The organism is Streptomyces sp. NPDC047049, from assembly GCF_040643995.1.
GTDB lineage: Bacteria > Actinomycetota > Actinomycetes > Streptomycetales > Streptomycetaceae > Streptomyces > Streptomyces mooreae.
The window spans coordinates 379,467-400,216 of record NZ_JBEYVM010000005.1 but is presented as its reverse complement, the minus strand read 5'-3'; the positions used below and the strand labels follow the sequence as shown (position 1 = coordinate 400,216).

The following is a 20,750-nucleotide window of genomic DNA, read 5'->3' as shown; positions in this document are numbered from 1 at the left end:
CGGTTCCCCTCATCAGGCCCCATCAGGCCAATAGCTCCAATACCCGGCCGGCTTGCCGTTCCACCGTGCCAGGAGGATTCCTCGGGTTCTCCGTTGCCTCGCTCGCCAGGAGGAACAGCCACACCAGGGCCAGCAGCCGGCGACTCTCCCTCAGCCGTGAGGTCTCCGCCGGGGAAAGGTCGAAATGCTCCAAGAAGGCGGGGACGTCAAAGGGGTGCTCCACCCAACTGCCCACGTGCTCGGTGATCTCCGCGAGCTCGAAGGCACGGTCGCTGCGGCCTGAGTCCTCGAAGTCGACGATCCGGACCCGGAAACCGTCCCACAGGTAGTTCGCGAGATTGCCGTCGCCCGGCCCGAAGACCGGTGCAATCTGCCCCCGAGTGTCGGTCCCCGGACCCGAGCGGGCCAGCCAGTCCAACCCGGAGTCCATGGCCCGCCTCACCCGTCCTTCGGTCCGAGGGCGAACCGTGACCGCCCACCGATCGAGGTGTCCGACGAGCTCGCTTTGGCGCCCCGGCCTGAGCGGGAGCCTGCAGACGACATCGGCCGGCACAGCCTCATACAGAGTGGTCACCGCCTTGGCCAAGGCGCCGATCTGTTCGCGCGCCACCTCAGTACCACGCAAAGGGTTCCCGGCAAGCCGAGACATCACCACAACCGGCTCACCAGCTGCGAGGTGGGCCTCCCGCGGTTCCGGAGCCAGCCCCGGAGCATACGTGGCCAACAAGGACAAGGCCCGCCACTCCCGCTCGGCGCGACCGCCGTCCTCGCTCGGAAACCGCTTGATCACACGGTCACCGGTCATCTCGATCGAGTGAGTTGCCCATCGGCCAGAGCTCATAGGAATGGATTCTGTCAGGCCCTCACCCCCAAAGGGCCCCCGCTTCCCAAGCCAGCCGCCCAGGAATCGATTCTGGGACCGTCGCGCACGGGCCCGCCACTCCCCTCCAACCGATGTCTTTCGCGGGTTCAGCACACTTACTGTGAAACAGCCACTTTGCATGGTCACACGGCTGGCTCGGCGGTACTGATCTCGGATCGTCAGGGTGACCTCGTGAGGGCACGCGATCAGGTGCTGAGTTCGGCCACGGTTCGGTGGTCTTTGGGGAAGAGGGGACCGACCAGGAGCCGGTCGAGGCCGGGCAGGCGCATGGCCCGGAATCCCCAGCGTCGCAGCAGGAGTTTGGCCGAGGAGGTCGGCAGGAACCACTCGGTGACTCGGTCCCGGGCCGCCATCTGGACTGCGGCCGTGACCGGGCGCCAGCGCCGTTCGTAGTCGGCTACTCCTTCGGGCACCGAAGGCGACCGGTGCAGCCGCTCGGCCAGCACATAGGCACCCGCGGCGCCGAGGGAGGCGCCCTGTCCGGCGACGAGGGAGACCGCGTGGGCGGCGTCGCCGACCAGCGTCACCCGTCCATCGCACCAACCCGGCATGTCGATCTGGGCGACCTGGTCGTAGTAGACCTGGTCGGGCGGCGGGCACTGCGCCAAGGCGCGCTCGGCGAGGTCTCCCATACCGGCGTACTTGTGGCGGAGCGTTTCGCGCGGGTCCTCGGGCAGGGCCGGATCGGGGGTGCGGTGCACGGCGAAGACGGCGACGCGGTCGTCGTCGAGTCCGTAGAAGCCCATCTGGCGGTTGAGTGTCTCGGTGAGCACGAACCGGCCGCGGACCTGCTCGTACACCTCGGGATCAGTGAAGACGAAGGCCCCGGTGTGCATGCCGAGGTGGCGGAGGTAGTGGTGTTCTCCGCCGAAGGCCAGCGCACGAACGCGGGAGTGGACGCCGTCGGCGCCCACGATCAGGTCGGCGTCGATCGCGGTGCCGTCGGAGAGGACGGCTTTGTCGTCGTCGATCCGATCGACGGTGGTGCCGTAGCGCAGGTCGATCTCGTCGGCGAGCGACTCGCGCAGCATCCGTTCGAGCGCGGGCCGCATGATGCTGGCGATCTCGCCGTCGAGAGCTTTGGAGAAGAGGGCGTAGTCGACGCTGACGGTCTTGCGCCCGCGGCCGTTGATGTAGCAGAACTCCTCGACGGGACTGGCGAACTCACGCAGTGTGGATTGCAGGCCCATGGCGGTCAGGGCCTCGAATCCGGGGCCAAAGAAGTCGATCATGTAGCCCTGGGCGCGGGGGCCGGGGACGTGGTCGACGAGGTGGACCTCCCATCCGTGGTGGTGGAGGCGGTTGCCCAGGACGAGGCCGGCGATGCCTGCGCCGCAGATGAGGGCTTTCATGAGTGCGCTCCATTCGGTTCGGTGTCGGTGAGTTGGCGCAGCAGTGGCGCGATGCGGGCGGCCGACAGCTCTGGATCGAGTCCCTTGTGGAGGAGGAAGCCGTCGAAGACGGCCATGACGACGGTCGCCGCCGCTTCAGGTGCGGGGTGGCCCGAGCGAGCCAGTGACGTGGCAAGGTGGTTACGGAAGTCGATCACGAGTCCGCGCATCTCCTCATGCAGTCGGGGATCGCGAGTGGCGGCGAGGTATGCCTCGATGAACAGCAGAGATGCGGGGTCGGCGCCGGTGTACCGGTCGAGGTCGGACAGCATCGCCTCGATACCCGCGGTGGGGTTCGGGGTCGTGTCGAGGAGTGCCGCGGTGCCGTCGAGCATGCGGCGCATCTCTTCGAGCACGGCCTGACGCAGCAATGCCTGCAGCGACTCGAAGTGGTAGTGCACCAAGCCAGGACGGACGCCGGCCCGTTCAGCCAGGATGCGGGTGCTCACGGCGCTCCAGCCGAGCTCGCCGACAAGTTCCCGGGCAGCCGTCAGCAGCTGCGCGCGTACGTTCCGGCCACGTTCGGCGTTGGTCTTACTGGGCAAGTGCACTCCTTGGGCAACCGTCTTGGACGATTGCCCAATCTAGCACTCTCGGTCGCGGCGCGCCTGGTGCCTCTGCTCTGATGAGCGGTCTACCGGCTTCGGCTCGTCAGGAGCGATCTTTGTCTGAAGTTCCTGATGAGGTTGGGGTGTTGGCTGTATCCCGCGTGTATGAGGTATGCAGATGGGGGTGGGCTGAGTCCTGCGGGGCGTCAGCGCCGGGAGACGGTACGGATGCAGGCCGCCGAGCTGTTCGAGCAGAAGATCAAGCCACCGGAGATCGCCCGGCGGCTGCGAGTGAGCCGGAAGTCGGCTGATGAATGGCACCGGCTGTGGCGGGACGGCGGAGCCGAGGCTCTGGCCGGGGCAAGCGCCGCAGCATGGGTGAACGCGACTTCATCGCGCTGATCGACGGCGTCCATCAGCTCGTTCGGGCGCCGATCGTGCTGGTGTGGGACCGGCTGAACGCCCATGGCTAAGAGGTTCGGTATCGGCGCACCCTGTAGGAGCGTGTTGAAGCTGAGGGCCGAACGCCGCCGCTGAAGGTGAACGAAGCCACCCGCCGTCAGCCATCGGACGAGGCGCCGGTGATCTCGTCCAGAAGGTGAGGCCCGTTGTTGCGTACGTCGTTGACCGCGGTGGAGACGGCGCGGGCGGCCAGGTGTCCCGCGGCGGGGGCCGTGAGCAGGGCGCGCAGTTCGCCGGGGTCTTCGTGGGCGGGGTCGAGCCAGGCGCTCCAGTCGTCAGGGGCGATGGTCAGCGGCATACGGGGGTGGACACGTCCCGCGGCGTCGGTGGCCTCGGTGGTGATGATCGTGCAGGTGGTCCACCATGCCCCCGGAGCAGCGGCCTCGGAGGCATGTGAGGCATCGGCGGTATCGGAGACGTCGGGGGCGCGCCAGAACTCGTACAGACCGGCGAACGCCATGACCTGACCGTCCTCGGAGCTGATGAAGTACGGCTGTTTGCGGGCCTTGGCCGTTTCGGTCGCCGCGACGGCCTGCCATTCGTAGAAGCCGTCCGCCGGCAGCAGGCACCTGCGCCTGGCGAAGGCCCGGCGGTAGGCCGGCTTCTCCGCGACCGTTTCCACTCGGGCATTGATCATCTTCGCGCCGATGCTCAGGCTCTTCGCCCACGAGGGCACCAGCCCCCAGCGCAGCGACCGCAGCTGCCGGGTGACCTCGCCGGTGTCGTGCTCGACGCGTTCCAGCACCGACCACACCTCGTCGGTCGGGGCCACATTCCAGCTCGGGCCGAGTACCTGGCCGGGATCCCAGCGCGTCACGTCGAACTGGTCGACCAGATCCTGCGGACGGCGGGTGGAGACATAGCGACCGCACATACCGTCCACCTTGCCACGCTACTGGCCATTTGCCCGGTCACCCACGCCTTCGCCCGCCGGAGAAGAGAAGGGCTGCCCGCGGGCCGGGAAGCCGGCTCGGGCGGATGGTGGCTGATGCGGAGCGGATGACGGCGGCTTGCGCGGTGAGTCACCGCCTCGGCCTCATGAGCCCCTACGGGCCGCCGCGCGGTGAACGGACGAGCGCAGTGTGCAGGGCGGCTACGAGATGCGGAGACCGGCTGCCCCTACTGGATGTTCAGCAGAGGGGGGTGTCGGGTCGACGGGGCAGAGGAAGATCCGCAGTGCACCCCAGCGGCCAGGAGTCAGGCCGGTGGGCTCGCACGCGCCCACATGGCTGGCCTCGGCATCCTCAAGGGGGCGCCAGCTCTTCGAGCCACCGTCCCATTCACTGCTGTCGAAGCTGAGCAGGAGGTCCATCGACGCTCCGCACCGGCAGTCGACGGACGCCGGATCGGTCAGATGCCAGGATGCCCAGCCGCCGGCCTTGCAGCCGGGGGCGATGGACAGGTCGTACTGGTAATGGAAATCCGCCTCTTCCAGCCACCGCTCGTCCTGCGCGTCAAGGCGCTCACGGAGCACGTCGGGCAGCAGATCCGCATACTGGTACTCGGTCACCTGCTCTGGGTGCAGCACGCACGGGGTGGGCAGGTAGGACTCGTGGGCGTCCCGGGGCTGCGGCGGCGCGATGCCGGGCGCGGAGGAGACATCGGACACCCGCCGCCAGACGAGGTGTACGGACGGGCCCGCGTAAAAGCGGGGCTGGCCAGGCAGATCCTGGTGAGTGGTGGGGCACCACAGCACTTGGAGGAGGTCGGTCCCCGCGGGGAATCGCACGGTCGGGATATCGCGGGCGTGCAGCTGGGCCACAGCCGCCAAAGGGTTCGGCTCCCCATGCGCCTCGGACTCGTACCAGTGGGTGGTGTAGCGGATGAGATCGACGCCCGCGCCCCTGCGGCTCATTGCCTTGTCGAGCAGAGCAAACTCCTCCGGGCTGCGCCGGCCCCCGCTCCCCGCCCCCTGCTGTGCCTCCCGTTCGGCCTGAGCCTGCCGCAATGCGGTGACGAGCGCGGGGGCTATCGGCTCGCTGCGCTGCACCATGCGGGGCGCGGTACACGTGGGCCACGGCTCATCGGCGGGCCAGAGCAGCGGACCGCCGATCGAGCTGTCGGTGGCGTCCGGAGCGCCGGGCCTCGGGTGCAGCCGGGTCGTCTCCCTGGCGTGGGCTGCCAGTTCGGGCAGTACTGCGGTGACGTCGATGGGGCGTGGTGGTGTCGTACGGGGCAATGTGCTGCTCTCCCAGGGCTGCCGTGAGGTGGGACCGGCTGTCCGCCCGCCCTCGTCGTTGCTGTCTGCGCGCCCTCATCATTGATGAGGCAGGATCACGCACCGGCTCCACCGCGGCTGTCCGATCACGCCAGGCATCACTGACTCAACGGGCCGACAGCGTCTGGTCGGAGCAGTCAACATGACCCACGCCCACTATCGCAGGCGGTACGGACACAGTGATCGCCCCGGGCTCGCCCGTCGGCTGACGGTGATGGGCGCCGCCGTCGAGTCGCGACAACGGCCGGCGGTCGTCCTGACGGTCCGCGTCACCGACGGGGGGCGGGCCGGAGCCCCGGCCTCCGTGCCCCCTTTCTAGGATCAAAGTTCGATCACGTCCCTGGGGGTGCGGATGGCTTTCGAGATGGACCTGCCGCTCGACGAAGACTCCGATGCGGTGCGGCTCGCCGCCGAACTCACCGAACTCGGCAACGAACGCTTCCTGCAGGCCGTGCTCCGCGACCAGGCACGCTTCCACCACCGCAGCACCGGCCGCCTCGTCGGCTGGGCCACCGACACCCCGGAGAGCGCCGAGCCCGCCTCCAGCCTCCTGCTGCGCGCCATCCACATCTGCTTCACGGCCCACCTTCCGCTGAGCCTGTCGCCCGATCTGCTCTGGTACGCCGTCGTGCACGAGGTGGCCGTACATGTCGGGCTGAACTCCAGCGCGTACGAAGGGCTCTTCACCGACACGCCCGGGCACCAGCAGACCATCACCGTCCGCGCCGACCTGGCCCCATGGGTCTGGGAAGGCTCGGTCAACCTGATGCAACAGCCCCTGCGCGGCCGGATCGGCGACGAGGTGGCCGACCTCTTCCAGCCGGCCTTCTCCACCACCACCCCCGCCGACGCCACGGCCACGCTGGTGGCGCTGATGGACGTGGTCAGCCCGTACTACCGCTTTCAGTGGATCACGCTCTGCGGCATTCCCCGGATCCGGCTGGAGGGCACGGACCGGGACTGGCGTCTGCTGGCGGCACGGGTGCGGGAGCTGGAGGGGTGGTTCGAAAGTCTGCGGCCGTGGTTCACCGCCCTGCACCCGGTACTGGACGCGATCTGGGCAACAGCCTCGGGGTGGGGTGTCGACCACTCATTCTGGCGCTCGCTCTACAAGTGGGAGTCGCACTCCGGCGGCGACCGGGTCACGGGGTGGATCACCGCCTTCTTCGCCCACCGGTACACCGACGACGGACCGATTCCGCAGCAGTCGTTCGGAGCGGGCGACATCGCCGAGGAGGACTTCCCCTCCCATGTCTCCCGTGTCCCGTTTCGCTGGGAGACCCCCGCTGGGACCCTCGATATGGCCTTCCTCGGAGGCGTACTCGGCATCGCACGCGACGGCGAGTGGATCCGGCCCCAGCTCGGCCATGCCGTGGTCGAACTCCTCCCCACCACCAAGCACCACGCTGAGCAACCGTGATCAGCATCTGCCCGAGTCCCAGCGGCGTACGTTGAGGTCAAGGCCGCCTCGCCCGGTACGCAGCACCCTCCCACCGCCCCACACCAGACGGATCGGCGGCAGCCGAAGCACCAGGACCCGGGACGGCTACGGGGTGTGGCCTTCCCACTCCTCCGCGAGAGACTGCTGCACATATTCCATGGCGCGCTGGTAGGACGGTTCGGCGAACCGCTTGGCCATCTCTTCGGCGGAGACCTCCTCCAGTCGCTGAAAGACCCACCACAGGTGGCCTTGGGGGTCGCGGATGCGTGCGGCTATTTGCCCGAAGGCCAGCTCGGTCGGCCGTGTCACCAGCCGGGCCCCGCAGGCGACGGCCTTCTCGACGGTCTTCCGGGCGTCCTCGACGTAGACCCTCAGATGCGCGGGCAGATGCGGCCAACCGGGCTGTCGGTCGAACATCAGCACCACCGCACCTGCCACGTCCACCTCGGCGTGGCCCACGGACCCGTCCTCGTTGAAGATGCGGGAACCACGTTCCGTGGCCCCGAACACCTGGCTCAGGAACTCGATCTCCGCGCCCGTGTCCTGCGATATCACCCAGGGGTCGATCCGCGAGTAGCCATCGGGGACAGGTGTCAGGTCATCCTTGATCGTCATATGCCGACCCTGACATAGACAACACCGTCTTCGATGGGAAAGCCGCACAATGCGGTGGCAGTACGGTCGGTCTTCCACTCCCTCACATGGGCGCCATACCAAGGGCATTGGCACGCACGACGATCGAGCTCCGACCGTGTGCGAACGAAGAGCAGGCGCCGAACCCGCTCCTCCGCAAACCTCAGCTGTAGCCTGTCTGCCGCCAGTCGGCACGCATGCATGAATCAAGGAGTAGTGGTGTTCGACCTCATCGTCATCGCGCACGTTTCCAAGACCGAAGACATCGCTCCGGTTGCTGACGCCCTGGCCCGAATGCGCCCGCTGTGCCTTGCCGAGGACGGCTGTGTCAGTTGGGAGGCGTACCACTCGCACGAGGATCCGGCCCGGTTCATCCTGGTCGAGCGCTGGGCGACGCGGGACCACTGGGAGACCCACGATGCCGGCGAAGCCATCCAGAAGATCTATGTGCCCGAGATCATGCCGCGCATCGAGCGTGAGGTGCACCCGAGCGCGCCGGTACGACTCTGAGGCCAGGGCTTGCGGTGATTCGTGATCAAGATGGTGGCGTCTCTTACGGCGATCGTCGAGTAGCTGCACGCTCACAGGGATACGTCCGGGTGAAGGCGCCCGACGTTCCATACCCGTTGCCGTCGTACGGCGAGCGCGGTCATGGTGAGGAAGCCGGCCGTGAAGAGGAAGAGGACGACGAAGTCCCGCAGCAGGTTCGCGGTGAGGCCGCCCGATACGGTGACCCGCAGTCCGTCGACCAGATAGGTCATCGGGAGCAGCGGGTTCAGTACCTGGAAGAAGGCCGGCTCGGTGGGCAGCGGATAGAGGCCGCCGGAGGCGGTGAGCTGGAGGATGAGCAGGACCAGGGACAGGACATCGCCCGGCACTCCGAAGACGGTGCGCAGGCAGTGGTCGACGGCGACGAAGGCCGCTGCCGCGGTGACCAGGAGCGCGATCATCGCGAAGGGGTGAACGGGACTGAGCCCGAGGGTGAGGTCGACGACCCCGTAGAGCACCAGCGCCCCCACGGCGCCGAGAAGCGCCGCCGGAAGCCATCCCGCGAGGGCGGTGGTGAAGGCCCCGACCCGGCCGGCCAGGGCACGGGTATTGAGCGGGCGCAGCAACAGGTAGGCGAAGAGGCCGAACACCCAGAGGGCGATGCCGAAGAAGAACGGGGCCAGACCCCGCCCGTATACCCCCGCCGGGTGCAGGTTGCCGCGATCGATGTGTACCGGGGTGCCCAGTACTTCGGCGGCGTGAGCGACTTGGTCGGGGCTCGTACGGGGAACCTTGTGCAGTCCCTGGTCCACGGTGCGGGAGACGTCAGAGGCGCCGTCGTGCGCCTGGTCGGCGGCGGAGCGCAGGGCTCCGGAGCCCTTCTCCAGGGTGCCCAGCCCGTCGACCAGGCCGCGCGCGCCGTCGGCGGCGCTGTGGGAACCGGTGTCGACGAGACGGAGCGGGGTGTGCAGGGCCAGCACATCACTCCGGAGTGAGCCGATGTCGCCCTGGAGGCGTTCGGCGTCACGAAGGGCGCGGCGGGCGTTGTTCTCGGCGGCCGCGGCCCGGCCGTCGAGGCCGGTGGCGGTGGAATCCAGGTCACGGGCGTGACTGAGGGCGCTCCGGTAGACCGGGTCGTTCCGTAGTTCGGGGTGGGAATCGGCGAGATCGGTGAGGTCGCTCACGGCGCGGGAGGTGCCCTTGCGGGTGGCGCTGGTGGCGGTGTGCACCGCGTCCAGGCCGTCGGTGGTCAGCCGGGCGGTGGTCACGAGGGCGGAGACGGCTCCGGGCAGACGGTCGGCCGCGGCCCGGTCGAGGCGGCCGGAGAGGTCGTCGATCTGACGGGTGGCACGGGCGATCTGCTGGGCTCCGGCGGAGACTCCGTCGGCGCCGTCATGCAGGGTGGAGGTCGCCGACGCAACCGTGGATGTGCCCTGCTGCGCCACACGGGTGGCACCCACCAGCCGGTGTGCCCCGTCAGCGGCGGTGGACAGCTTGCCCCGCACATCGGACAACTCGCCGTAGACACTGCGCACATAGGCGGCGTGGGTGGCGGAGTTGACCTGGTCCTGCAGCTTGTTCTGCACCACCTCCGTCATGATGCCGGCGATGTAGTTGTGCGCATCGTTGAGTTCGATATGGATGCCCGCCTGTTGGGGGCGGGTGTCGGCTCCGGTGGCGAGTTTGCTGCTGAAGTCGGGTGGGATGGCGATGGTGAAGAAGTAGCGGCCGTGCTCCAGTCCGTCCCGCGCCTCGTGGGGGCCGACGAAGTGCCAGTCGAAGGTGCCGGATGCCTTGAGCTGCTGCACCAGCTGGTCTCCGGCGTTCACCCGGCGGCCCTGCTGCGCATGTGCCAGGTGGTCCTGGTTGACGACGGCGACCGGCATGCGGTCGGTCTTGCCGTACGGATCCCAGTTCGCCCAGAGGTACATGGCGCCGTACAGCAGCGGCACCAGGCAGAGCAGGACGGGGACCAGTCGGCGCATCGGGCCGCGGAAGCGCCGTAGTTCCAGGAGCGCCAGCTTGACGGCTTTCATATGTCGGCGTCCTCTCGGACTGCGGCCGTCCCGGCCGGGAGGCGGTCCCGACTGCGCCGCGGCAGTAACAGCGTGATCAGGCCGGGAGTGGGCGGGGGCGGGCGAAGGCAGCCGGCCAGCACGGTAGGACCGTCGTCCTGGACCCGGTGCAGGGCCTCCCACACGGGTCCGTGCGCGTCGGGTGGCAGGCCGTCGTCGACGTCGTCGACCACGAGGGCTCCGGGCTGTTCGGCGAGGGCCAGGGCGGTCGCCAGCAGCAGCCCGTCGGCGGGACCCAGGTCCTCGACCAGGTCTGCCCCTCGTGGGGCGAGGTCCAGGGTCTCGCATGCCTGGCGGATACGGCGCTCCGTCACACCGGGGCTGGTCAGGCAGCGTTCGGCCATCACCTCGCGCACCCGCAGCCGTCCTTCGAGATCGACGGCGGGCGCGGCCCGGGCGACGGCGACCAGCCTGCGTACCCGCCGCCCCTCGGCGGGCAGGACGTGCCCACCGACCCGGACGGCTCCGCCGGAGAGCCGCATCCGCCCGGCGAGCGCAAGCAGCAGAGAGGTACGCCCGGATCCGGCCGGGCCGTACGCGGCGAGCAGTCCGCCCGCCGGCACATCCAGGTCCACCCCCTCGAACACCGGCCCTCTCGGCCCCCGCACGCTCGCCCCGCGGGCCACCACGTCAACTCGAGCAGCTGTCATGCAGCAACGTGTAGCCCAGGGCCGGGCCGGTCAACCCACCTCTGCAGCAGGAGAGTTGTGACGCTCTTCACGTGGTAGGTGCCGGGGGTTGGCAGGTATCGCTGTGCACGCTCAATTCTCGCTCAGATCGCTGCGCTCCCCCGCTGTGTTCCGTACGTTGGAAGGATCCCATGCTCGGGGTGCTGGAGGCCCATGTGACCACACGCCTCGCAGCAGGCTCCGCATTCCTGGACACCTGCGGTCCTCTCCTCCGCGCCCTGGGGCCGGCACGCCCTGGGGCCGGCCGACGGGGCGCTGTGGGCGAGTAGGACCTCTTCATGATATTTCGGTAGCGACTGAGCGGTACCGGCGATGCAGAGGTGTACAGGTGAGAGCGGTTCGGAGGTCCGGGGGCGGCGGAATTCTGAGAATCCGTCCGACACCGCGGTGGGTCGTTCCCCTGTTCACGGGCCTTGGGGTAGCGCTGGTCCCCTGGACGCTGTATCTGGCGTTCACGTTGCCCCGGCGAGCCACCTTGTCTTCGTACGACGCACCGTGGGTGGGATTCGACATCGGCCTGGCCGCCGTCATTCTGCTGACGGCGGTGCTCGCCCACCGACGGCACCGCCAGGTGAACCTCGCGGCCGTAGCGGTGACGACCATGCTCGTGGTCGATGCCTGGTTCGACGTGATGACCACGCCCCGTGAGGAGGCGGGCGGCCTTCTCGTCGCGTTGGCCACCGCCTGCCTCGTCGAACTTCCTCTCGCGGTCCTGTCGTTGTGGATCGCGTTGACCGCCGGCGACCTGACCGGCACCGCACAGCCGCACCTGCGCCCGCCTGGCCCCGAAGACCGTGCCCACCGGGATTCCGCCTCGGATTCGCCGGATCGGACGGATTGAAGCCAACGGTGTCAGGCCGGTCACCGTGTGCCGGTCGCCCGGACGCCTGCAGCCATCCGAGGCGGGTGTGCTCTCACCGGTGTACGCACGGGCATGCAGAGGGAGAAAACACTGCGTGAGCGTGCAACAGGTGGGCATCGTCGTCCACGAAGGGCGTCCTGCCGCCGTGGCGGCCGCCGACGTCGTACGGCAGTGGTGCGTGCGCCGGGGCGTCGGCTGCGTCGCCATCGACGTGTGGAGTCCGGACGAGCAACGGCGGGACGCGCGGGAGGAGGTCGTCGCCGCCGGTGACCCCGACCTGATCGTCACGCTCGGAGGAGACGGCACCTTCCTGCGTGGAGCGCGCCTGGCCGCACAGAACGACGCTCTGGTCCTCGGCGTCGACCTGGGCACTCTCGGCTTCCTGACCGAGGTCCCCGCCGAAGACGTCGCCTGCGCGCTGGACACCATCCACCGTGGTCAGGTGGATGTCGAGACCCGTCTGATGCTGACGATGCGGGCGTCCCGGCCGCTGGGACTTCCCGAGGGGATGGAAGCCCTCCTGCGCTACGGCCGGGGGCCCGCGCTCCCTCCGCCGCTGGTACGCACCGACTGTGCCGTCGCCCTCGACTGGGGTGTCGCGCTCAACCTGACGGCCCTCAATGACATCGTCCTGGAAAAGCTCGCCCGCGACCGGCAGGTTTCCCTCGGTGTGTACCTCTCGGGCCGACTGCTCGCCTCGTACTCCGCCGACGCCGTCCTGGTCGCCACACCCACCGGATCCACCGCCTACAGCTTCGCTGCCGGCGGCCCTGTCATCTCTCCTGCGGCCGATGCCATCGTCTTCACCCCCGTCGCTCCGCACATGACCTTCAACCGCTCGGTGGTCGCCGCCCCCGACGAGGCCGTGGCCCTGCGGGTCCTGGAACACTCGGGCCGCGCGGCGGTGAGCGTCGACGGCCAGTTGCGCGGCGTCCTCGATCCGGGGGACTGGATCGGCGTCTACGCGGCTCCGCAGCGTCTGCGCGTCGTGCGACTGGGACCGACCGACTTCTACGGCCGGCTGCGGGAGCGCATGCGCCTGACCGACGCCCCTGCCGCAGAAGACACCGGCGTCACCCCCTTGTGGCCCCACACCAGCCCGCCCCCCGCGGATCTCGCGCACCTCCGCCTGCCGCCCCTCCCCCTGGACGCCGACTGATCCGAGCCCGGGTCACCTGCGGTCTCTCTATGCCCCTGGGCATCGAGGGGCTCGTGTGGCGATGGGAGCAAAGAGAGCAGGGAAATGCGGTCTGTCCCTTTTCAGTGGACAGAGAGTGTGTGGAACGCGTAAGTTCCGCCTGCCGCTTGGACCGTTTCGGGGAGAGACGTCCGACTGCGTGCGCAAACACACTGATCTCGTACCCATGGGGGGTTTCGCATGTCTCACATGCCCGTCGCACCGCTGCCGCCGCCTTCAGGCCGGCCCGCTCCACCCGGTTCGCAGGCCGTGCTCCGCTCGCCTGTCGGGCTCTCGAAGGCCGTGATGATCCTGCTCGGCCTCGTCATCGGCGCGGATCTGTTCGCACTGTGGCAGGGCAACCAGTCGTACCAGCTGGTCGGCAGACTCATCGGCAACATCGGCTCGGTGACCTCGCAGGAGATCGACCAGGCGGACGCGCTGTACGGGGCGTCCGGGAAGCTGCAGCTCGCTACCACCCTCGCGACCGCCGTGGTCTTTGTCGTCTGGTTCCACCGGACCCGCGTCAACGCCGAGGTCTTTGCCCCCGAGTACCACGCGAGGAAGCGCGGCTGGGCGATATGGGGATGGATCGTGCCGGTGGTCAACCTGTGGTTTCCCCGGCAGATAGCCACCGACATCTGGAACGCCAGTGCCGACGACACATCCCGGTCCAGGGCGCTGCTCAACTGGTGGTGGGGACTGTGGATCGTGAACCTGATCTTCGGGCGCCTGGCCGGCCGGCGGTACTCGGGGGCCGGGGGCCCGGAAGAGATCAAGGGGGCGATCGCCGGGCTCATGGCCAGCGACGTCTTCAACATCCTGGCCGCCGTCCTTGCCATTCTCTTCGTACGCCGCCTCACCCGCATGCAGCATGAGAAGGCGCTGCGAGGGCCTGCACTCTGACAGCAGCGGGCCTTCGGGGCCTCCAGCCGACTCCGGCCGGGCACGGTCACAGGGGCCGGGCGAGGAGATCCTGTTCCGGCACCGGCCGGTGCAGTGCGAGGAGGGCCTGGTCGTCCTGGGGTGCGCCGCCGCTGTGGCGGCTGACGTCACGGGCCAGGAAGTCGAGGACCGTCGAGGGTTCCGGGAAATGGCCGGTCTGGCGCCGGTAGGACTGCATCATGTGGGGGACGCGCTCGGCGGGGTCGTAGAAGGCCCCGGCCGGGTCGCGGGCCTCGGTGACCCCGTCGGTGAAGCACAACAGCATCGCCCCAGGTGGGAAGGGGTGCGTCTCCACGGGTGAAGTCCATTCCCCCAGGGCGGAGATGCCCAGGGGTGGTGCTTCCTCTTTCGGTTCCAGCAGGTGCGCCCGGCCGTCCGCATGCAGCAGCAGAGGAGCGGGGTGGCCGCGGTTGACGATGTGGACCTGGGCCAGATCGGTGGCGAACTGAACGATCAGGGCGGTGGTGAACCCCTCCGTCGCATCCAGGCCCTCCCGGCGCTGGCTTTCGCGCAACAGGGCCTCCTCCATGCAGTCCACCAGGGCGGGCAGATCGGGCTCGTGGTCGGCGGCGTAGCGGAAGACTCCGATGTCGACACTGACCGCCGTGACGGCGGACAGGCCCTTGCCCCTCACGTCGCCGACCATGGCGCGCACCCCGTACGGCGTCTCCTGCATCACATAGAGATCGCCGCCGATCAGTGCCATGTCTTCGGCCGGTACATAGCGGGCGGCGATCCGCAGGTCCCCCAGCCTGCTCGGGGGGCTGGGCAGCACGGCTCGCTGGGCGACCTCCGCTGCGTAGCGTGCCCGGCTCGCGCTCACATGCTGGGTGCGCAGCGACCTGTTCAGGCCGACCGCCAGCACGGTGACCGCCGCCAGGGTGATCTGGACAGCCGCGTCGCCCTGCCAGTCGTAGCTTCCGCCGGCGAAAGCCAGCCCCCCTTGCACGAGCATCGCCGTCAGGCCGATGCCGACGATGCCCGCCGGGCTGAGCAGCGAAACCGCTGTCACCGGCGCCACGGCCAGCAGGGCAGCGGACGATACCGAAGGAGGCGTCAGCAAATTCACCAACGCCGCGAGAGCGATCACCGCGGCGGGAACCAAACGGCGTACCTGTGACCACACCGGCAACACCCTCATCAGGTCATTATCAGGTCATTCTGCCCTCCCGGCGGCCTCGTGACAGCGCAGCCGTCCGCAGTGACACCGCACTGCGGCCGAACGGCCTAAGGGCCCGGGCGCCGCGACCGGCCGATACGGCGGCCGGACGGTCACCGGCCGGTCCGCCTGACGTCGCAGTACGACACGACCTCGCAGTACGGCACACGGCGCAGTACGACACAATGTCGCCGTACGGCACGGTGGGCGACGCGGCCGTCACCGCCATGCACCGGACGGTCTTCGAGTGCCGGCGAAAACAGATAGCTGTCCGGGGCCGGCGCCGCATACGTTCGGCAGCATGGCTGACAAGTGCTCCGGGGACCCACGGCTCGCCGCGCTCTACGACCCGCTCGACCCGGATCGCAGTGATCTCGACGCCTATGTCCGGATGGCGGAGGAGTTCGGGGCGAAGCGAGTGCTGGACATCGGCTGCGGGACGGGAGTGTTCGCCCTCCTCCTCGCCGATCGCGGGATCTCGGTGGTCGGCATCGATCCCGACCGGGCGTCCCTCGATGTCGCCCGGGCCAAACCGGGCAGCGCGCGAGTGCGCTGGATCTGCGGTGATGCCACGACCCTCAGTGAGGGGACAGCCCTCAGTGATGTCACAGCCCCCGGTGATGTCACGGCCTTCCCGGCGCCGCAGGTCGACCTTGTGACGATGACGGCGAACGTGGCCCAGGAAATTGCCGATCCGTCGTTGTGGCGGCAGACGCTGAGGGGGGCCTACGAAGCGCTGCGGCCCGGCGGACGTCTGGTGTTCGAGACCCGGGACCCGGCTAGACGCGCCTGGGAGGAATGGCACCGCGAAGGCTCCTACCGCGTGGCGCAGGTTCCCGGCGTCGGCATCGTCCAGAGCTGGGTCCAGCTGATCGAGGTGAACCTGCCGCTGGTGACGTTCCGCGGGACCTGTGTGTTCGCTGCGGACGGGCAGGTGCTGACCGCGGATTCGACGTTGCGCTTCCGTGAGCGGCAGGAGGTCGAAAGGGACCTGGTCGCGCACGGCTTTGCGGTGGAAGACGTTCGCGATGCCCCTGACCGGCCGGGCCGGGAGTTGGTCTTCGTCGCGCTACGTCCATGACCGCCCCGGTGGCGCGGGAAGAGAGGTTGGCACCGACCTCGCCCGAGCCGTCGTCGATCCTCGGTCGGTGCCTCTCGCACTCGCATGCTGTCGTTCATGAGCCGTCGCCTCCTCTCAGCTGGTGCGGGCGGGAGTCGCGTCAGGGAGGCCGCCGGCCGGCCAGAGGGCGTCGGGGAAGGCGGCCGCCCCGGACTCGGCGCCGGTTTCCCTGTCCCTGTCGGTGTCGGTGTCGGTGTCGGTGTCGGGCATGAGGGTGGCGAGCATGTGCTGGGCGGTCCTGGCGTTGTCGATGGCGCGGGGCAGCATGACGCTCTCGTAGGCGTCGAGAGCCTGGTCGATGGTGGGGTGGCCGACGACGGCTCGGGCGAGGTCGGCGCCGTCGAGCAGCGCGAGGTTGGCGCCGACGCCGGCGGGCGGCATCAGGTGGGCGGCGTCGCCGAGCAAGGTGATGCCAGGGACGCGCTGCCACCTGTGGGGAACGGGAAGGACGAACATGGGCCGGTTGAGGAAGCCGCCCTCGTTGTCACGCAGGATGTCCAGCAGGCTCTCGTCCCAGCCCTGGTACAGGGCGAGGAGGCGGGCGCGTACGGCTTCGGTGTCGTCGAGGCCGAGGCCGGCGTGCCAGTCCTGGGGGCCGCGGAAGGTGACGTAGGCGCGGACGTGTCCGTTGCTGTTGCGCTGCAGCACCAGGCTGCGGCCGCCCGCCTTGGCCGACATGGTGCCGCCACCGACCAGGTGGGCGATACCGGGGTGACGGTGGTCGACGTCGTCGAAGTGGGCTTCCACCATCGTGACACCGGCGTAGGAGGGCTGGGCACCGGAGAGCGCGGGGCGTACCCGGGACCAGGCCCCGTCGGCGCCGATGACCAGGTCGAAGTCCTCGACGGCACGGTCGTGGTGGTGCAGGCGAGCGCCGCCGTCGGGTAGCGGCCCGGCGGCCTGTACGGCGTGGTTCCAGCGGACCGTACCGGGGGCGAGGGAGTCCAGGAGGAGGGTGCGCAGCCGGCCGCGGTCGATCTCGGGCCTGCTCAGATCGTCCTCGGCGGCCTGGTCGTGGCGTATCAGGGTCGCGTGACGGTCGTACAGGCGCCACTCCTGGCCGTCGGGCCGGGACAGGGCGAGGAACTGGTCGAACAGTCCGGCTGCCCGCAGGGCGACCTGGCCGGTGTCTTCGTGGATGTCGAGGGTGCCGCCCTGCGAGCGGGAGTCGGGGCCGGCCTCACGCTCGAAGACCGTCACCGGCAGGCCGTGCCGCTGCAGGACGCGCGCGCAGACGAGGCCGCCCAGGCCGGCGCCGACGATCGCGATGCGAGGGGTCGTGGACATGCAGATCACGCTCCGTTCCGAGGATCAAGGACGACCCGGGCTCCGGCGGCTGGGTGCCGGCCGGGGTACACCGGGCTCACTTGCCAACAGAAACACAGCAGCTCCAAAAGTACAACTGCTCCGACTTTGCATCCGATCTCCTTTGTGATCGGATTCCCTCAAGGGGATAAGGTGGGGGCATGGCCGAGACGACGACAGGGCGCCGCGAGCGCAAGAAGGCCCGGACCAGGCAGGCCCTGACGGATGCCGCGGTGCGGCTGTTCACCGAGCGCGGCTTCGACCAGGTCGGTGTACGCGAAGTGGCGGAGGCGGCCGATGTCTCGCTGAGTACGCTCTTCAAGCACTTCCCCAGCAAGGAAGCCCTCGTCTTCGACCTGGATACGGACATGGAGGGCGCCCTCGTCGCGGCCGTGCGCGACCGGGCACCCGGTCAGCCCGTGCTGCACGCCCTGCGCGACCACATGGTGCGCACCCGAACCGTCGTGCGGAACGACGACCCCACCTTCGTCCTCGTCGAATCCACCCCCGCGCTGCGGGATTACGCCCGGGGCATGTGGTCGCGCCACGAGAAGGCACTGGCCGTTGCCCTCGCCGATGCCACCGGGCTGACTCCTGACGCTCCCGCCGTCACCGGCCTGGCACGCTTCGCCTTGGAAGCCCCCGGTATCGCCCGGGCCAGCGAAGACCCGGCACGGACCATGCGCGACCTGTTCGCCCTGCTGGAAAACGGCTGGGCCACCACTCCCCTGGCGCGGCAGGAAGACCTTTCCGGCCAGGGCGGTGACGGCGGGGGCGGTCGTGACCGCTGAATGATCCTGACCGCTGGTCAGCCGTAACCGCTGATCGGTCGTGACGGCGGGCCGACCCCGGCCGCGGGCCGGCCGTGACCGCGGGCCGGCCGTGACCGCGGGTCCCGCCCGAAGTCGGCCTGGGTGCGCTTCGGTTCGTGGTCAGCCGGCAGGCTTCTCCCAGACCGAGACATGCCGACGGCTCTCGCTGGCGAACGGCGTCCGTGTCCAGTCCTCCCACCGGTCGCGCAGCCGTAGACCGGCGAGTTGTGCCATCAGGTCCAGTTCCGCCGGCCATACGTACCGGAACGGGATGGACGAGTACGTGGTGCGGCCGTTGGTGATCTTGACGTAGGGGGAGCTCATGGCCTGGGTGGCGGTGTCGTAGGTGTCGAATGCCCATTGAGTCGGGCTGATGTGGAAGGGCACGGCGTTCTGGCCCGGCGGCAGTCGGCGCAGCTCCGGCACCCCCACCTCGATGACGAAGCAGACGCCCGGCTTCAGGTGGGCAGCGGCATTGCGGAAGCAGCCCGGGACATGTCGATGCCGTGCACCGGGGCCCCTCGGCCCGCCAGCGGCAGCGCGATCCGGCCGGTGCCGACGTCGCAAAAACCACGCGCACCCGTCGGGTGTTGGGCAGTGCCGTCCAGATCCACGGCGACGGCCGTCACCAAGAGCGCGGTGTCTGCGCCTTTGACCTGCCGAAAGCGCCGGGAACACCGGAACCGCAGAGGACGGGGCGCCGTCGTGTAAGTCGTGACCGATACACCTCACCTCACCATTGCCCAACTCGCCGATGCCTGGCAGCACCTCTGCGCCACCTCCCCCGCGGACGAAGCCGACCCGCTCGTGCTCGACTGCGCACACAGACTCGCCTCCGACCCCGGCGGGGAACACGCCCATGTGTGGGTGTCGGGGCTGGTGACGATGTCGGGCTACCTCGCCTGGCGTCCCGGGCAGACCGCCGAACGCGCCGCCCTCGACGCACTGCACGCCGCGGCGAAGGCACTCGCCGACAGGCCCTGCTCACACGACAACCACCCGTACGAGGCCGAGATGGACGCCCTGGAGGACGAGATCTGGGCAGGCGACAACGGACTGCTGACCGGCGAACTCGCCTCGCCGGATGGTGACACCGACAGCGGGCGGATTCTGTGCCCGGTCAACGTCGCCGGGTGGGCCCGCCTCGCAGCGGATGTGATCGCCCCATTCTCCGTACGGCGCATCCCCGCGGGAGCACCGAAGTACCACCGCAGCTGTATCCGCACTCTTTCAGGGATCGTGAACGACTACCCCTACTGCGATCCGCATGACGAGCTGACCGACGAGGCCACCTGTCTTCCGCCTCAGCCGACGCGCGGGGTACTGGCCGGCTATCTCGTGACGATGAACGCCACCTGCTGGTACGCGGCGTCAGAACGGATCACGGACCCCGCGGTGCCGGCTGCGATGGTCAAGGGGGTCCGGGACGCCGTCACGCTGCTCAGCGACCACCCGTGCACCCACGGCCCCGGTGAGCATCCCGATACCAACGATCCGGACCACCTGAACCGTGTCGGCTACCTCCTGCGCAGCCCGGGCGGCCGAGCGGAATTCGCCGAGGACTACGGGTGGGACGACGAAGACGAGGACGAGTACGAAGGGGAGCCCTTGGAAGCGTGGGTGTGCCCCGCGTTCCTGCACGACCTGGCAGACGAGACGGTCGATGCGCTGACAGAGGACTGAAGTCGTTAGGCACGTCATGTGACGACGAACCGGGCGGGGCATGGCAGCGGGAGGGCCCGGGCGGTGAGAACCGCGAGCCACGGTTCTCACCGCCCGGACTCCTGTGGGCAAGCCGCCAGGAGGTCGCGGAGCCGGCGGAGGGCCCGTATTACAGCGGCGCGTCGTGGGAGGCCCGCCTGCCGGGCCGGCCCGGCAGACGACGCGCTCCTCACGGTCAGGCGGGATCCGAGGCGGAGGCCGCAGAACGGGCCGCCTCATCCGCCCGTCCGGAAGTGGGAGAGCGCTGCGCCGCGATCACGGCGAGGGCGTCCTCGGGGCTCGCGTGGACCGGAGTGGTCACACTGATCCCGGTCAGGTCCAGCAGGCGCAGCACCACATCGGACACCGCCGCCAGGTGCAGGCTCCCGTCAAGGCGCTTGGCCTCGTTGGACGCGCGAATGAGGATGTTCAGTCCTGAGGAGTCCATGAACGGCACGGCTCGCAGGTCCAATACGAGAAACCGCCTGCCGTGCACGATCTGGTTGGCCAGCTGGTGGTGAAGGGAGGTGCCGGTCTCGCCGTCAAGATCCCCCGACACGGTCACCACGGCCACCTCCGGCTCGGTGACCTCTACCTCGACGCTCAGCTCGTAGGACTCGGACACGACCGCCACCTTCCGTTGATCGGCTTCCGCTGATGGGTTTCCGTTGATCAGTTCCCTGATCGGTGGAGCTCGCGTACCCCGTCATCCTTGCTTCAGACAGAGCCGTGCGCGGATGCCGCCCGCCATCGGCCGCAGGACAGGCCGCAGACGACCCTCAGCCGGCGAAGAACGCCCGGCCAGAGCCCGGCCGGTATCGGCCCGCACGTCGGAGTCGC

General features: G+C 69.2%; 20 protein-coding genes and 2 pseudogenes. 10 read left to right on the top strand and 12 right to left on the bottom strand.

Annotated features, from left to right (window positions below; all coding sequences use genetic code 11):
• Positions 1-22 precede the first annotated feature (22 nt).
• The 3 genes from ABZ851_RS16125 to ABZ851_RS16115 all read right to left on the bottom strand — a co-directional run bounded on the left by ABZ851_RS16125 (position 23) and on the right by ABZ851_RS16115 (position 2,819).
• Entirely contained in the window at positions 23-430 is a 408-nt protein-coding gene (locus ABZ851_RS16125; protein ID WP_361127206.1) for an aminoglycoside phosphotransferase, read from the bottom strand.
• Between the two features lie 638 nt (positions 431-1,068).
• A complete protein-coding gene (locus ABZ851_RS16120) occupies positions 1,069-2,235 on the bottom strand; it encodes an FAD-dependent monooxygenase (protein ID WP_361127203.1) in 1,167 nt (388 codons plus the stop codon).
• Entirely contained in the window at positions 2,232-2,819 is a 588-nt protein-coding gene (locus tag ABZ851_RS16115; RefSeq protein ID WP_361127200.1) for a TetR/AcrR family transcriptional regulator, read from the bottom strand. The genes ABZ851_RS16120 and ABZ851_RS16115 overlap by 4 nt, the downstream gene beginning before the upstream one ends.
• Before the next feature lie 135 nt (positions 2,820-2,954).
• Between ABZ851_RS16115 and ABZ851_RS16110 the strand changes: the two genes are divergently transcribed.
• On the top strand, positions 2,955-3,224 hold the full coding sequence (locus ABZ851_RS16110) for a helix-turn-helix domain-containing protein (RefSeq protein WP_361127197.1): 270 nt from the start codon (positions 2,955-2,957) through the stop codon (positions 3,222-3,224).
• Positions 3,197-3,289, top strand: a pseudogene (locus ABZ851_RS16105) (IS630 family transposase); the annotation flags it as partial. The gene ABZ851_RS16110 and the pseudogene ABZ851_RS16105, both read left to right, overlap by 28 nt.
• Positions 3,290-3,381: 92 nt before the next feature.
• On the opposite strand, the gene ABZ851_RS16100 reads toward ABZ851_RS16105, so the two are convergent.
• Entirely contained in the window at positions 3,382-4,158 is a 777-nt protein-coding gene (locus tag ABZ851_RS16100; RefSeq protein WP_361127194.1) for an SOS response-associated peptidase, read from the bottom strand.
• Positions 4,159-4,377: 219 nt separating this feature from the next.
• Positions 4,378-5,463, bottom strand: a complete 1,086-nt coding sequence (locus tag ABZ851_RS16095; protein WP_361127191.1) for a hypothetical protein — start codon at positions 5,461-5,463, stop codon at positions 4,378-4,380.
• Positions 5,464-5,854: 391 nt separating this feature from the next.
• On the opposite strand from ABZ851_RS16095, the gene ABZ851_RS16090 reads away from it, so the two are divergent.
• A complete protein-coding gene (locus ABZ851_RS16090; protein WP_361127188.1) occupies positions 5,855-6,922 on the top strand; it encodes a DUF4419 domain-containing protein in 1,068 nt (355 codons plus the stop codon).
• Between the two features lie 126 nt (positions 6,923-7,048).
• On the opposite strand, the gene ABZ851_RS16085 is transcribed toward ABZ851_RS16090, so the two are convergent.
• On the bottom strand, positions 7,049-7,558 hold the full coding sequence (locus ABZ851_RS16085) for a VOC family protein (protein ID WP_361127185.1): 510 nt from the start codon (positions 7,556-7,558) through the stop codon (positions 7,049-7,051).
• 237 nt (positions 7,559-7,795) lie between these two features.
• On the opposite strand from ABZ851_RS16085, the gene ABZ851_RS16080 reads away from it, so the two are divergent.
• A complete protein-coding gene (locus ABZ851_RS16080; RefSeq protein WP_361127182.1) occupies positions 7,796-8,086 on the top strand; it encodes an antibiotic biosynthesis monooxygenase in 291 nt (96 codons plus the stop codon).
• Between the two features lie 71 nt (positions 8,087-8,157).
• Here the strand turns inward: ABZ851_RS16080 and ABZ851_RS16075 are convergent, their stop codons facing one another.
• The gene (locus tag ABZ851_RS16075; RefSeq protein ID WP_361127179.1) at positions 8,158-10,101 is read right to left on the bottom strand and encodes a YhgE/Pip family protein; all 1,944 of its coding nucleotides are present in this window, start codon (positions 10,099-10,101) and stop codon (positions 8,158-8,160) included.
• Positions 10,098-10,790 carry an ATP-binding cassette domain-containing protein gene (locus tag ABZ851_RS16070; protein WP_361127176.1) on the bottom strand — a complete coding sequence of 231 codons (693 nt, stop codon included), beginning with the start codon at positions 10,788-10,790 and terminating at the stop codon, positions 10,098-10,100. The genes ABZ851_RS16075 and ABZ851_RS16070 overlap by 4 nt, the downstream gene beginning before the upstream one ends.
• A gap of 538 nt (positions 10,791-11,328) precedes the next feature.
• Here ABZ851_RS16070 and ABZ851_RS16065 point away from each other — a divergent pair.
• From ABZ851_RS16065 to ABZ851_RS16055, 3 genes are all read left to right on the top strand, one after another.
• Positions 11,329-11,670 (top strand): hypothetical protein, encoded by a 342-nt coding sequence (locus ABZ851_RS16065; RefSeq protein ID WP_336053047.1) that lies wholly within the window; start codon positions 11,329-11,331, stop codon positions 11,668-11,670.
• A gap of 115 nt (positions 11,671-11,785) precedes the next feature.
• Positions 11,786-12,850 carry an NAD(+)/NADH kinase gene (locus tag ABZ851_RS16060; RefSeq protein ID WP_361127173.1) on the top strand — a complete coding sequence of 355 codons (1,065 nt, stop codon included), beginning with the start codon at positions 11,786-11,788 and terminating at the stop codon, positions 12,848-12,850.
• Between the two features lie 288 nt (positions 12,851-13,138).
• Positions 13,139-13,774: a DUF4328 domain-containing protein gene (locus tag ABZ851_RS16055; protein ID WP_361127170.1), complete on the top strand. Its 636-nt coding sequence runs from the start codon at positions 13,139-13,141 to the stop codon at positions 13,772-13,774.
• 46 nt (positions 13,775-13,820) lie between these two features.
• Here ABZ851_RS16055 and ABZ851_RS16050 read toward each other — a convergent pair whose 3' ends face one another.
• Positions 13,821-14,954 carry a PP2C family protein-serine/threonine phosphatase gene (locus ABZ851_RS16050; protein WP_361127167.1) on the bottom strand — a complete coding sequence of 378 codons (1,134 nt, stop codon included), beginning with the start codon at positions 14,952-14,954 and terminating at the stop codon, positions 13,821-13,823.
• A 319-nt stretch (positions 14,955-15,273) separates the two neighbouring features.
• Between ABZ851_RS16050 and ABZ851_RS16045 the strand changes: the two genes are divergently transcribed.
• Complete coding sequence (locus ABZ851_RS16045; protein WP_361127164.1) at positions 15,274-16,053, top strand: class I SAM-dependent methyltransferase; 780 nt, start codon at positions 15,274-15,276, stop codon at positions 16,051-16,053.
• Between the two features lie 114 nt (positions 16,054-16,167).
• Here ABZ851_RS16045 and ABZ851_RS16040 read toward each other — a convergent pair whose 3' ends face one another.
• On the bottom strand, positions 16,168-17,379 hold the full coding sequence (locus tag ABZ851_RS16040) for an NAD(P)/FAD-dependent oxidoreductase (protein WP_361127161.1): 1,212 nt from the start codon (positions 17,377-17,379) through the stop codon (positions 16,168-16,170).
• A 179-nt stretch (positions 17,380-17,558) separates the two neighbouring features.
• Between ABZ851_RS16040 and ABZ851_RS16035 the strand changes: the two genes are divergently transcribed.
• Positions 17,559-18,188 carry a helix-turn-helix domain-containing protein gene (locus tag ABZ851_RS16035; protein ID WP_361127158.1) on the top strand — a complete coding sequence of 210 codons (630 nt, stop codon included), beginning with the start codon at positions 17,559-17,561 and terminating at the stop codon, positions 18,186-18,188.
• Between the two features lie 141 nt (positions 18,189-18,329).
• Here the strand turns inward: ABZ851_RS16035 and ABZ851_RS16030 are convergent.
• Positions 18,330-18,898, bottom strand: a pseudogene (locus tag ABZ851_RS16030) (hypothetical protein).
• Between the two features lie 25 nt (positions 18,899-18,923).
• Between ABZ851_RS16030 and ABZ851_RS16025 the strand changes: the two are divergent.
• The gene (locus ABZ851_RS16025; RefSeq protein ID WP_361127155.1) at positions 18,924-19,892 is read left to right on the top strand and encodes a hypothetical protein; all 969 of its coding nucleotides are present in this window, start codon (positions 18,924-18,926) and stop codon (positions 19,890-19,892) included.
• A 214-nt stretch (positions 19,893-20,106) separates the two neighbouring features.
• On the opposite strand, the gene ABZ851_RS16020 is transcribed toward ABZ851_RS16025, so the two are convergent.
• Positions 20,107-20,535 (bottom strand): STAS domain-containing protein, encoded by a 429-nt coding sequence (locus ABZ851_RS16020; protein ID WP_361127152.1) that lies wholly within the window; start codon positions 20,533-20,535, stop codon positions 20,107-20,109.
• Positions 20,536-20,750 lie beyond the last annotated feature (215 nt).